The organism is Aliivibrio sp. A6, assembly GCF_028765505.1.
In the GTDB taxonomy this organism is placed as follows: domain Bacteria; phylum Pseudomonadota; class Gammaproteobacteria; order Enterobacterales; family Vibrionaceae; genus Aliivibrio; species Aliivibrio finisterrensis_A.
This window is the reverse complement of record NZ_JARACR010000030.1, coordinates 13,189-25,693: the sequence shown is the minus strand read 5'-3', so window position 1 is coordinate 25,693 and position 12,505 is coordinate 13,189. Positions and strand designations below refer to the sequence as shown.

Sequence of the window (12,505 nt, the reverse complement as noted above, 5' to 3'; positions counted from 1 at the left end):
TTATGAATGCTAGAACAAATTATGTTCTGTTTTTCCTGCCATCATGATGCCACCTTCAATAGCATCAAATTGTGGCTGAACTAAATATTGGCGAATAGAAGGGGATAACCACTCAACAATGCGCTCACCAATACTTCCCATAAGCGCAATCTTTGTTGCGCCTCTCTTATTTAATGCAGTTAAAAACATTTCAATATCAGCTGCGGTTTGTTGTAGCATTTCAATCGCAAGGTCATCCCCTTGTAATGCGAATGAGAAAATTGCTGGAGAAAATTGACCATAGTCACATGGACGAGCCGTTTTTGACCAATCAACAATGCTGTCGATGTCATGATTAAAGTGTGCTAATACATGTTCGGTAAGTGCTGTTGCTGGTTTTATCTCATCGGAGGCCAATAGAGTATATTGAATTAAACGAAGCCCCATAATAGCGCCGCCGCCTTGATCTGATATCGGGAACTCTCGACCACCAACCACATGTTGTTGCCCATCTTGAATATAAATACCGCAAGAGCCAGTACCTGCAATCATGATCGCACCATTTTCACCTTTATGAGCACCTAAACAAGCGCCATATGCGTCAGTATTTAGTGTCAGTGAGGCAAAAGGATGTGGTAATTGCATAAAGTTATGCCAAGCTGATTTTTGCTCTGCACCAGCAAGGGCAAGGCCCACATGCATTGCTGAAAAGTCACTTTCTGATAATTTACTTTGCGCTGCGGCTTGAGTGATAGCAGTAATGATCGAATCCATAGCGACATTAATACCAAGCAATATATTGGCGCTGCCACTTTTCGCTTCACCAAGTAATTCACCTTGTGCATCGCGAATACGAGCGCGACAAGAAGTACCACCACCATCAATACCTACGTATAAATGCGTCATGATTATGCTCCTTGCTCTGAGTAATAAGCAGATTGAGACATAATGGCTAATAAATACCATGCTCCGTGAGGGATCCATTGCTCACCCCAACGCCAGTTTTGCAACATATCATCGCCATGTGGTGCTGGATTAAATGCGATGTCTTCTTCATCGTCAAACCCGCCTGTAATACCGTTACAAACACCACCTTTAGCATTAAAGAAACCAAGCTGGGGAAGATAGTCAGGATTGTTGTGTCCATGACCGTCTAACATACACATGTCATAAGGATTTAGGCCTAATACCCAGTTCAAATTATGCTGAGCAAATTCAGTGAGTTTTTGTTTTACATTCGTTGATGCCAAGTGCGGTAGAACAAGATAACTCATGCTAGCAAGAGATCCGAGTCGTGCGTTTTCTCCTTGCCACCAATAACCTGACTCATTGTCGTGAGCAACAAAGAAAGCACTGTGTTTTTTACCATTAACGGGTTTTACATATTGTCTTGGGTAACCAAATGGATTGAATACTTCAGAAGAGACAGTTAATTCAAATTCAATCGCTTGGTTGATAATTAGTTGAGTATGAGCTTTACGGCTATTATCCGTTTCTACTTCTAAGTATTGAGATAGCGCAATAACAGGAAGGCCAGCTTCTGCTGCGTGAAAATATGGACGTTCGCCATTATCTGTCGCTGACCAGAAGTGTGAGAAATTATCATCACTTTGTTGACGAGCTGATAGTTTATCTGCCCAAGTTCGTGCTTCAATTAAGAAAGTGTTGTCTTGAGTTGTTTTGAAAAGCTCAATAACGGCAAGTAGTGCACAATATTCATCAATAATATTCTCTTCGCCATTATTTAAATAACTAAGGTTGTTTTCTTTTAAATGCCAGTAACCTTTTACTGCTGCTGCGAGATATTCTTCTTGAGTATACTCACCATCTATTGCTAAGCGAGATGCTGCGGCCAATGCGGCGATAGAAACGCCACCACCTTGGCGGAATCCTGCTTGATAGTCATCAGATTTTAGGCCATCTTGGGTAGCATAAGCACAGATATCACGTTGATTGATATCCTTGCTCCACTTGTCAAATACCGTCATGTAAAAGAAACCTTTCGGACTTTGCATTCTAACTAGGAAGTCAGCACCAAATAACGCCTCTTCCGTAAGACGGGTGCGAGAGAACGCGGCAAAATCCGATAGGTTTTGTGTTAGTTCTAATCCTTTTAGCATATTCCAAACAACCATCGGAGTTTGTTGAGGGTTAAGATAATTTGCATAAGACAAATGACTGAGGTATTTACTTACGTCACCAGACGCATCGTACCAACCACCATGAACATCGACGGTTTCATTACTGTTTAATAAAGGGGCTTGCTTATCTTGCTTATCAAAAATGCCACCACAACGTTGTGATTTAAAGTAGTGCATAACATCAGAAAATGTATGACTCATTAATAGGTTGGTTTTGATAATAAAAGGGTGAGAAATCGCTCCTTCGATAACAAGAATGAATTCTCCCTGTTCTGAGAATTCATTAAATGAGATCTCAGCAAAGTAACCTTGATGCCAATGAGCAACTTGGTTTGATGAAGAAATAGAAAAACGGTGTTTTACCTCTTGTGTTTGAGTACAAACAATTTGACCTGATATTGGCTGTGTTAAGGCAGTGGTAGCCAATAATACCGCTGATTTCGGTCCGTTTGTTTCATATCCAATATGGTTAGTTAACAGTTGCATCTATTTCTCCAAAATACCAATTACTGCTGTTCGATATTACTAATGAAATTAATTTTCGTATAAGTAACAACGAACAAAATGGTTGTCTGACAGTTTTGTTACGCCAGGCATACGTTCTTTACATTTTTCTGTTACGTGAGTACAACGGCCGGCAAATGGGCAACCTACTGATTCTGGCGTCCAAAGAGGAATTTCCCCTTTATTACCTTTCAACTTGGTATGGATCGATTTGCTTGGATCTGGCACTGCTGATACTAGTAATTGAGTATACGGGTGCTGAGGATCATGGATGATCTCATCAGTGTCTCCCCACTCAACCATATGCCCAACATACATTACCGCGAGATCTTCTGCGATGTAACGAGCAGTTGCGATATCGTGCGTGATGTAAAGTAGAGACATTTCTTTCTCAAACTTCATCTCTTCCATCAGGTTAAGAACCCCTGCACGGATAGATACATCAAGCATGGATGTTGGTTCATCAGCAAGTACTACTTCGGCACCTACTGCAATATTTCGAGCAAGGTTTACACGCTGACGTTGACCACCTGAAAGTTGATGCGGGAATTTAGCCGCAGTCTTTTTTGGTGGAATTAGACCTACTTGTTCAAGAAGATCATACACACGCTCTTCTAACTCTTTCTTATTACCCGGAGTCACTTTCTTGTGAATAAGAAGAGGACGAGCAATGTGATGGAAAATGTTATGGGTAGGGTTTAAAGAACCAAACGGGTCTTGCCATACCATTTGAACGCCTTCGCGATAGCTCATTAAGTCATTTTTCTTAACGATATCTTGAATATCACGGCCTTTATACTCGATTACACCGTCTGTCGGTGCGTACATTTTTGCGATCATTTTTGCTGTGGTGGATTTACCAGAACCTGATTCACCAACCACAGAAAGACCACGGCTTTTGTACATTTTGAATGATACGTCGTTGATTGCTCGCATCATTGGGTTTTTTAGTGCGTTACTGCTTACAGGGAAATCTTTAACTAGATTTTTACCTTCAATCAGTAATTCGCCAAATGCTTTGCTCATAATTTACTCCAGAAAATCCGTTTTATGCTTTTGCTTGTGCAATTGTCTCACCGTATAGGTGGCAATTTGACAAGTGACCAGGCTCAATCTGACGAAGCTGTGTAGGAATCGTACGGCATGCTTCGTGTACACGATTACAACGAGACTGAAAGCGACAACCTTGCGGTATTTCTAATAAATTAAGAGGGTTCCCAGGAATACCCGTTAATTTGGTTTTTGGTCCCGTTAGTGGCGGGAATGAACTTCCCAGCCCTTTTGTATATGGGTGGTAAGGAGAGGTTAAGATCTCTTTTGAAGAGGCAACCTCGATTAACTCACCTGAGTACATGATCCCAATGCGATCTGAGAACTCAACCATTAACGATAAATCGTGCGTAATAAATAGAATTGAGAAACCAAATTCTTCTTTAAGCGCATAAATTTTCTGTAAAATTTCACGTTGAACAACAACATCAAGTGCCGTTGTTGGTTCATCCATAATGATCATTTTAGGGTTAAGTGCTAATGCAATGGCAATAACCAAACGTTGACGCATACCACCAGAGAACTGGTGAGGATAATCACTTAAACGACTAGGGTGAATATCAACAATCTCCAATAAACCTTGAGCGCGAGTAATCGCTTGCTCACGAGTCATTGTGGTATGGCGCATGATTACATCACAAAACTGCTCTTCCATTGGAAGTACAGGGTTTAATGCGTTCATGGCACTTTGGAATACCATTGACATTTCACTCCAACGGAAAGCCTGCATTTGAGCGTCACTGTGCTTTAAGATGTCTTTACCACCAAAGAACACTTCACCACCGGTAATGAATGCTGGCGGCTTATGCAGGCGCATTAGAGAGAATGCAACGGTTGATTTACCACAACCAGATTCGCCTGCTAGACCAAAGACTTCACCTTTACCAATGTCAAAACTCACATTGTTTACTGCTCGTACATCACCTGATTCAGTAATGTAATCCACACATAGATTGCGGATAGAAATTTGTGGGTCAGTCATATTAATCTTCCCTGTTCCAATTTAATTCTGGTTTACCTAAATCTGGTTTACGTTCGTTAGTGTCTTGAGCTGCTAGTTTTTTCCAGCGTTTCATGCCTTTATGAGAACGTAGTTGTGGGTTTGCAATCTCATCAACCGCAAAGTTCAGCATTGCAAGACCGATAGCTAGAATAGTCAGAGCCATACAAGGAGCGATTAATTCCCACCATGCGCCAATTAGAATTGATGATGATGTTTGTACGTTGTAAAGCATGATGCCCCAACTGATTGTACTTGGGTCACCAAGACCTAAGAACGAGATTGTTGCTTCCATCATGATTGCGTACATAACCGAACCGATGAAACTAGCACCAACAATTGAGATAAGGTTTGGAAGAATCTCAACAAAGATGATACGCCATGATGACTCACCTAATACTTCGGCAGCTCTTACAAATTCTTTCTCACGTAACGCTAAAGTTTGGGAGCGGATAACACGAGCACCCCAAGCCCAGGAGGTACACCCTATGATGAGGGCGATAGTCATCGGCCCTGCTTCACCAATAAAGGCAGCAAGAACGAATAGCAGTGGATATTGAGGTATAACCAGCATGATATTCATTGCTGCTGTTAGTACATCATCCACTTTTCCACCAAAGTAACCTGCAGAGATACCGATAATCGTTGCTAAGAAACACACAACTAAGCCAGCACCAAAACCTACCGCTAGTGATACACGAGCACCATGAGCAAGTTGAGACCAAACATCACGCCCCATACGGGTTGTTCCCATTACGTGATCTGCTTTCTTAGACATTAGTAATGTACGACGATCTGTCGCAAGATTTTCTGATACCCAACCATCAGGGTTATTCTGAGCTGCGTTTACAACAAAGCTTGGGTATTCATGTGGTTTACCTGTACGTTTATCTGGTGCGTGATCACTAAGAAATGGTGCGAACACAGCAATAAAGATAAACATGAATAGGATACCTAAACCAAATAGAGATTTAGGGTTACCAGAAAGTAATTTAATTAAGCCTTTCATTATTATTTTCCTCCCTTGCGTAGGCGAGGGTCTAGAACAACATATAACATGTCAGCAAGAAGGTTAAAGAACAGCATGAACAGAGTCATGATAAGAAGCTGACCTTGAAGAACTTGGTAGTCACGAGATGTGATAGCGTTAAATAGTACAGAACCAAGACCTGGGTAGTTAAAGATAATCTCAACGATTAATTGACCACCAATCGCCATACCTAGTGACATTGATAAAGCAGTAACACTTGGAAGCATTGCGTTTCGTGCAGCATAGTTAAATACAACTCGGTTTTCGCTTAATCCCTTTCCTTTAGCCATGGTGATGTAATCTTCACCAAGTAGGTTAATCATGTTGTTACGCATGTTAATTAGGAAACCACCAATTTGAACGATTGAAGCACATAACAGTGGAAGTATTGCATGATAAGCAACATCTTTGATAAATGCCCAACTTGTCCAATCAGGAATAACACCTGGGGTATACGCATACCCTGTTGGGAACCATTTTAAGCCGACAGCAAAAGTAAACATGGCAAGCATAGCAATAACTACTTGTGGGACAGCTTGAATAACTAGCATCCCAGGAGAGATGAATGTGTCATAAGCACTGCCGCGTTTCCACGCTGCGAAAATACCTAGGATTGAACCTAAAGAGAAAGATAAAACAACCGCGGTACCAGCAAGAAATAGAGACCAACCAAATGCGCCGCCTAATAGTGTATTTACACTTAAAGGGTAGAACTTGATAGAAGTACCTAGATCCCAAGTTAGAATGTTTTTGATGTAGATAAAGTATTGCTCGTATAGAGGGCCATCAACAAAACCAAGCAGTTGTTTCATCGCCTCGATACGCTCAGGAGTTACCTGAGTGGTTGCATTAGCGAACATCATGACAACAGGATCACCTGGCATTGCTCGCGGAATGATGAAGTTAATCGTTGCAGCAACGACCAACGCAATAAAATAGAACGATAAACGTCTTAGAAAAAATCCCATAACTCACACCTTACTCATCCAGATATTGTTTGCCTGACCTGGAAATCAGGACATAAAAACCCCTGACGACGAGCGCCATTCCTTTAGCTAGTAGGGAAGGGGGGGAATAGGCGGTGCACAAGGGGTACACCGCAAAGATAGTTACATATTACTTAACAGGTTTTAGGTCAAGAACGTGTAGAAGACGCTCAGGGATACCTGCCCAGATATTTGGACGACCCTTAGGATTCTTCTCGTTCCACCAACCAGTGAAGCGTTTAGTGTTGTATTGGTACATGTAAGCACCAGACATTACAGGGATTGTTACTTGATTCTCTGCAATGATTTTCTGAATGCCATGAGCGATTTCTAGTTGCTCATCACGGTCAGCTGTTTTGTAGAAGCTATCAAGTAGTGCATCCAGTTTCGCATCTTTGAAGTAGTGCATTGCGAAACGTGGCATACCATCACCATTTTGAAGTGCTGAGTTATAAGCACTGTTCCAGTATAGGTGAGGGTCGGCACCGTGGAAGTAGTTAGTGTAAGCTACATCATAAGTTGCATCTAACATCGCTTGGTTGTAAACCGCAAACTCTGGAGTACGAGCTTTTGCTTTAATACCAACTTCATCTAGTTGCTCAACAGCAAGTTGAACCGTGTTGTTGAAGTCAGTCCAACCATTTGGTGATTGCACTAGAAGCTCAAACGATTTACCTGATGGAGTTTCAACATACCCATCACCGTTAATGTCTTTAAAGCCTGCTTTAGCTAGTTGCTTTTGAGCCGCTTCAACATTGTATGTATTGAATTTCTTGTACTTGTTATGAATAGCTTCATCAGACCATGCTTCAAATGCATAACCAAGACCAGATGCAAAATCATTCACAGTACCGCCGCCGTAGAATGCGATATCAATGATGGTTTGACGATCAAGAGCCATACCCATAGCGCGACGGAACTCAACGTTTGTTAGTGCTTCATTTTTAGCTGCATCAGGGTTTTTGAAGTTAACCATGAATGCTTGTGTACCTGATGGCGGGTACCAGTATTGGTGGTTAGGACTTGCTGAAGCGTAAGTACGGTCAATGTCAGGAATGAAAGATGAAGTCCAATCAAGTTCTGAGTTAACTACTTTACCTAATAATTGGTCGTTGTTTGCGATTTGAGGTACACGTAAACAGTCTACATCTAGGTTGTCGTTATCCCAGTAATTCGGGTTACGACATTGAATGTAAAGTTGTGGTGTAAAAGTATCAATTTCAGTAAATGGACCTGTACCTACTGGATTTTCGTTAGTAAACGTTGTTGGGTTTTCAACTTTAGACCAAATGTGTTCAGCAACGATTGGAACTAATGAAATTTCGTATGGAACGTTTGAGTTAGCTTCAGATAGGCTAAATTTAACTTGATATTCGTTTACGCGTTCAACTTTTGTTACCCATTTATTGATACCACGTTGATCAAGCTCAGGCTTGTCTTTTAATAGTTGGTAAGAATAAATCACATCATCCGCTGTGAATTTCTCACCATCAGACCATTTTACTCCTTTACGAATGTCAAAAGTAACACTCATAAGATCGTCAGACATACGGAAGTCTTCAGCAAGACGCATTACAGGTTTATTACCGTGCATCTCATTAAAGATAACTAATGGTTCGTAAACAAAATCAGTTGTTGTACGAAGGTTAGTTGCTAAGTATGGGTTAAAGTTTTGGATCATTGTAGGGTAGAAATCTGGCACTACTGTTAGCTCACTACGAGCAGCTGCATCTGTTGCTGCAAAACCCGTTGTTGCTGCTAATACAGCAGCAGCTAGTGTAGTTTTTTTAATATTGGCAAGCATAGCTGTTCCTTACTCTTTGCTTTAGTTTCACGATATATACGTCTTTATCAATTTGATAAACACACATTAAAGACCTACCTCAAATCCATTTTTCCAAATTGCGTTTAAATGTTTTTTGAGTGGCCTGTAGGCCTTGGGCATGTATAGAAAAGCGTTTTTGCATTAAAACGTCAATTTCGATTACCGTTAAAAACGGCAAAATTGATGGATTTAACGTTAAAACCGTTACTTTTAATTATTTTGTTTATTATTTGAACGAGTTTATCCGTGTGATACCACGCAAATAAATACCGTACCATAAGATAAAATGTTAGTGGTTACTTACCGTGTTTTCTTTTCTGGTAAAGGTTCTTAGGCTTAGCTTTATAGATAGTGATAGGAGTCACTAGTGATCTTGAACGTTAATTTTACCGCTAAAATTATCACATCAAATTTGTTGTGAGTCGCTTCTCATAATTATGACAAACTGATTAAACCTAGGGTATTAAGTACTGATATTCGTAAATTTAGCGGTATTAAGAATAGATTTTGGAAGGCTTATTTCGCCATGATAATTTGTAATGATGAAAAAAAACCTACAAATAATTGTAGGTTTTTATTGGGATAAAAATAGAATAATTTAGGCTGATGCAATGAGAATTTGAAGTTTGTCTTTAATTCTAACGAGCTTTTCTCGTTGGGTATTATGTTGCTCACAATGCGTCAAGATGTACTCTAGGGTGCTTATTACTGTGCGCCACCTTGGTGTTTTAGGTAATGTTTCAACGCGCAAATACTTATCTAGAGTTCGAGTTTGTAACGTACTTCTATCAAGATAAACTCGCCATAGTCCACTTTCTTCGGCTAAAGTATATTTAGTCTGCCCTGTTGATTCTTCCCAATAAAGTAACCCTGAAGTCATACCATCGACAATTAATTCACGCATAATGGTGCCTTTATCATCTTTATTTTCATTAGCCTTTGTGACCAATTGGGCTATATCACCACTGAGTAGAGATAAGGAGTCTAATTTCTGTTTATCTCCGTCAAACGCAAAGGCAGAAAGTGCTTCAACAGCGCTTTCTAAATCATGAATGCGCTGCTCACTGGCTTCATGTTTGTGACTTACGATGAGCATTAATGATAAACCAGACTCTGCTGGTAGATGCAAAAGGTCTGCATTAATTTGCTCTATTCCACCATCAATATAAACATCAATATTACCTCTGTGATTTTGCTTACTTTCAATTAAGCTTCGTTTGGCAATCAGTTCATCAATAGAGTAGCGAGTTAGTTGCTCTTCTGTTCTTTGGAATAGCTTAGCTGCTGCGTGATTAACATATTGAATGTTGCCATCTTTTTTAGCGCAAATAATAGCCTCATGAGCATGATTTAATTGCTCTAAAATATGTGTTTGTGTTTCTAGTAAGCTGGCTTCTACTTTTTCTCTATGACGTATTTCTTGTAGTAATCGGCTGTTTTCATTAATAAAGCCTTCAGTTTGACTTGCTTGAATATGTGCTTTAATTCTGGCAGCTAATTCTTGTTTATTAAAGGGTTTGCTTAAATAGTCGTTAGCACCCGATTCAAACCCTCTCACACGATCTTGAGTTTGATTTAATGCAGTGAGCATGATGATTGGTAGTTGTGAATGATTGTATTCTTGTCTTAGGGATTGACACACCTCATAACCACTCATACCTGGCATCATTACATCTAGTAATAATAATTCTGGCTTTTCTTCTTTTAGTACCTGCAAGGTTTCAGGCCCGTCATTTGCTGTTTTAACGCGATAGCCCTCAAGCTTTAAAAAGCTACTTAATACTTGAAGGTTTACTGGTTCATCATCGGCAACTAAAAGTAAGGGACCATCAGGATTCTCAGGGATCTCTTCTGCTAATTCATCCAGATTGTATTCTAACTTCTCAGGTGTTTGATAATGAGCTATGTCTTCTTTAGTAAGCAATTTATGATGCTGTATTTGCTCTTTTGTTGCTAAAGGAATCGTAAAGCTAAAAGTAGCCCCAACCATTGGTTGACTGCTTACATAGAGAGAGCCGCCCATGAGTTCAATGAGTTGGCGGCTAATTGATAAACCGAGTCCAGAGCCTTGGCGGTAGCGATTTGAGTCATGTCCTGCTTGAATCAATGGCTCAAAAATATGCTCTAATTCATCGGCAGGGATACCATGGCCAGTATCGACAACTTGCACTCTTAAACATTGGTCAACGACGCTAGCTGAAATTACAATTTTACCTTCTGAGGTATACTTAATGGCATTGCCAATTAAATTGTAGAGAACTTGCTCAAGACGCTGTTCATCGGCATATACAGAAGGTAATGATTTATCTACTTGGTTAATGATACGAATAGGTTTATTGCCAAGTAAGTGTTGTGATAATTCGAGGACTAGACTTGTTGCTGCAGATAGATCTGCTACATGGCGGTTAATATCCAGATTACCATGGCGCATTTTATGGTAGTCCAACAGATCGTTAACTAAATTAGTTAGTCTTTGACCGCTGTTAATGATTATCTCTAATTGGTGTCGATGAGAAGCCGATATTGGACCATTTGCACCAGTGTATAGCGCTTCAGCAATACCAACCATGCCATGTAATGGCGTTCTTAACTCGTGAGATGTGGTTGCGAGAAACTCATCCTTCAACTTATCTGTAGCTTCCAGTTCTTTATTCTTATTTTGAATAAGAGCAAGGTTAGCTTCTAACTCTTCGTTCTGCGCCTTTATTAGTTGAATCTTTTCTCTAATTGAACGTTGCATACGAGCAAAACTGACGGCCAGACGACCGATCTCATCTTTTCTATCAGTACTGATCATATCTTGGTCTAGATCCCCGGCAGAAACACGCTCTGCTGCCCAAGTGAGGCGTAAAAGAGGCGCGGTAATCGAATTAGATAGGAAATGGGAAGCGATAACAACACTGACAATTGCAATAATCATAGCAACAATAAAAATCTGCTCTAATTGTTGAATACGTGCAAATGCTTCTTTTTCAGGCAACTCAATAGATAGCCCCCAAGTATGGTTATCAATAGTAATAGGAGTAAACGCAGCCAATACATTTTTATCTTTTTTATCAATAAAGCTGCCAACACTAGTTTTCCCTGAAAGTGCTGCAATTATATTTTTAGATAAATTTTTCTTTGTATCATTATTGTTAATACGAGAGTAAGAGTCTTCACCAACAAAGTAGGTTTTTATCGAACTATTTTCTTTATTAACTAACAGGTTAGATAAACCAGTATTTGGAAGTTTAAAAAGAACGAAACTATGCAAGTAGCCTTGTTGCACGATAGGTGCGGCGAACCAGGAGATGTTCTCATTATTGATGTAAGAGAAATCAGAGAAGATAATCGGAATGTTTTCTTTATTCTTCGTTTCTTTCATCATATCTCGTACTTGGCTATAGGTTTTTTCTAGAGCCGTATTTTTATATTTACCTGTGAGTAAATTGGTGCCGTAGTTATCTTCTTTTTTTGTGGAATAAACAACATTACCGTCAATATCAACAAGAAGAATATCAGTAAAGTCAGAGCGTTTTAGTAGTTCTTGGTATGCCCAGTGGTAACGCTTATGCAAAAGACGATAGCGCTCACTACCAATATAAGAATTAGATTCTGGTAAAATACTGGTGCGGATCTTATTCCCCGATCCTTCTATATATCGTTGCTGAGCGTTTTCTCTGGCGCTTTCTATAGAGCTACCTAAATGAGGAAAAGCACTAACGAGACCGTAGAATCGACCACCACTCGCATTGGCAAGTTCAGAGCGTGCAAAGCCCAATACTTCAGACTTTTTTGCTTTGAAATAGTCCGTTATTTGTTGTTCTTTATTGTCCCTTAACGAAACTAGGTGGGCAGTACTTTGAGTTGCTAAATCTTGACTGTGAGAGTGAAGGAAGAAAATAGCAATAATTGACAATGGCGTAATACTTAACGCAAGAAAGGCAATCATTAACGTATTTTGAAGACGTTTAAAGTGTTGTTTTTTTTCCATATTTAAGCCTGGTT

General features: G+C 39.9%; 8 protein-coding genes. All 8 read right to left on the bottom strand.

The features are described 5' to 3' along the window. Window positions 1-9: 9 nt before the first annotated feature. Window positions 10-885: an N-acetylglucosamine kinase gene (locus tag PVK70_RS15470; protein WP_130048897.1), complete on the bottom strand. Its 876-nt coding sequence runs from the start codon at window positions 883-885 to the stop codon at window positions 10-12. Window positions 886-887: 2 nt separating this feature from the next. Beyond that, on the bottom strand, window positions 888-2,606 hold the full coding sequence (locus tag PVK70_RS15465) for a glycoside hydrolase family 9 protein (RefSeq protein ID WP_130048896.1): 1,719 nt from the start codon (window positions 2,604-2,606) through the stop codon (window positions 888-890). A gap of 48 nt (window positions 2,607-2,654) precedes the next feature. Beyond that, entirely contained in the window at window positions 2,655-3,650 is a 996-nt protein-coding gene (locus PVK70_RS15460) for an ABC transporter ATP-binding protein (protein WP_130048895.1), read from the bottom strand. Between the two features lie 22 nt (window positions 3,651-3,672). Beyond that, window positions 3,673-4,656, bottom strand: coding sequence for an ABC transporter ATP-binding protein (locus PVK70_RS15455; RefSeq protein WP_130048894.1), 984 nt, complete (start codon window positions 4,654-4,656; stop codon window positions 3,673-3,675). Window position 4,657: 1 nt separating this feature from the next. Next, window positions 4,658-5,683 carry an ABC transporter permease gene (locus PVK70_RS15450; RefSeq protein WP_130046210.1) on the bottom strand — a complete coding sequence of 342 codons (1,026 nt, stop codon included), beginning with the start codon at window positions 5,681-5,683 and terminating at the stop codon, window positions 4,658-4,660. A gap of 2 nt (window positions 5,684-5,685) precedes the next feature. After that, window positions 5,686-6,672, bottom strand: a complete 987-nt coding sequence (locus tag PVK70_RS15445) for an ABC transporter permease (RefSeq protein WP_130046209.1) — start codon at window positions 6,670-6,672, stop codon at window positions 5,686-5,688. A 148-nt stretch (window positions 6,673-6,820) separates the two neighbouring features. Beyond that, window positions 6,821-8,494, bottom strand: coding sequence for an ABC transporter substrate-binding protein (locus PVK70_RS15440; RefSeq protein ID WP_130048893.1), 1,674 nt, complete (start codon window positions 8,492-8,494; stop codon window positions 6,821-6,823). Between the two features lie 619 nt (window positions 8,495-9,113). Continuing rightward, window positions 9,114-12,491, bottom strand: a complete 3,378-nt coding sequence (locus PVK70_RS15435; RefSeq protein WP_130048892.1) for a response regulator — start codon at window positions 12,489-12,491, stop codon at window positions 9,114-9,116. Window positions 12,492-12,505: the final 14 nt, after the last annotated feature.